The sequence below is a fragment of the Burkholderia sp. RF7-non_BP4 genome (genome assembly GCF_001521935.1).
GTDB classification, from domain to species: Bacteria; Pseudomonadota; Gammaproteobacteria; order Burkholderiales; family Burkholderiaceae; genus Burkholderia; species Burkholderia diffusa.
Genome location: NZ_LOTA01000041.1, coordinates 1 through 1,205 on the forward strand (window position 1 = coordinate 1; position 1,205 = coordinate 1,205).

Sequence of the window (1,205 nt, forward strand, 5' to 3'; positions counted from 1 at the left end):
GTCGAAGTCGACGTGGACAGCGAGCTGATCGAGCTGGTCGCCGACGACAAACCCGTCGACGTGGAGGTCGACAGCGAAGCCACCGTGCTGTCGGTCGAGCTGAGTCCCGTCGACAGCGAGTTGATACCCGTTGACGTCGACGTGGACAGCGAGCTGATCGAGCTGGTTGCCGAGGACAGGCCGGTCGACGTGGAGGTCGACAGTGACGCCACCGTGCTGTCGGTCGAGCTCAAGCCCGTCGACAACGAGTTGATGCCGGTCGAGGTCGACGTGGACAGCGAGCTGATCGAGCTGGTTGCCGAGGACAGACCCGTCGACGTCGAGGTCGACAGCGAAGCGACCGAGCTATCGGTCGAGCTGAGGCCCGTCGACAGCGAGTTGATCGAACTGGTCGCCGACGAGAGACCCGTCGACGTCGAGGTCGACAACGAGGCCACCGTGCTGTCGGTTGAGCTGAGGCCCGTCGACAACGAGTTGATGCCCGTCGAGGTCGACGTGGACAGCGAGCTGATCGAGCTGGTCGCTGACGACAGACCCGTCGACGTCGAAGTCGACAGCGACGCCACCGTGCTATCGGTCGAACTGAGGCCCGTCGACAGCGAGTTGATACCCGTCGAAGTCGACGTGGACAGCGAGCTGATCGAGCTGGTCGCCGACGACAAACCCGTCGACGTGGAGGTCGACAGCGACGCCACCGTGCTATCGGTCGAGCTGAGGCCCGTGGACAGCGAGTTGATACCCGTCGAGGTCGAGGTGGACAGGGAGCTGATCGAGCTGGTTGCCGACGACAGACCCGTCGACGTCGAAGTCGACAGCGAAGCCACCGTGCTGTCGGTCGAGCTCAAGCCCGTCGACAACGAGTTGATACCCGTCGAAGTCGACGTGGACAACGAGCTGATCGAGCTGGTTGCCGACGAGAGACTGGTCGACGTGGAGGTCGACAGCGACGCCACCGTGCTATCGGTCGAGCTGAGGCCCGTGGACAGCGAGTTGATACCCGTCGAGGTCGAGGTGGACAGGGAGCTGATCGAGCTGGTTGCCGACGACAGACCCGTCGACGTCGAAGTCGACAGCGACGCCACCGTGCTGTCGGTCGAGCTCAAGCCCGTCGACAACGAGTTGATACCCGTCGAAGTCGACGTGGACAGCGAGCTGATCGAGCTGGTCGCCGACGACAGACCCGTCGACGTCGAGGTCGACAGCGA

1 protein-coding gene is annotated in these 1,205 nt (G+C 63.8%); it reads left to right on the plus strand.

What is annotated here, in order from left to right:
• The coding region (locus WS49_RS36380; RefSeq protein WP_306453906.1) for a hypothetical protein at positions 1-1,205 on the plus strand (1,205 nt) is incomplete at both ends.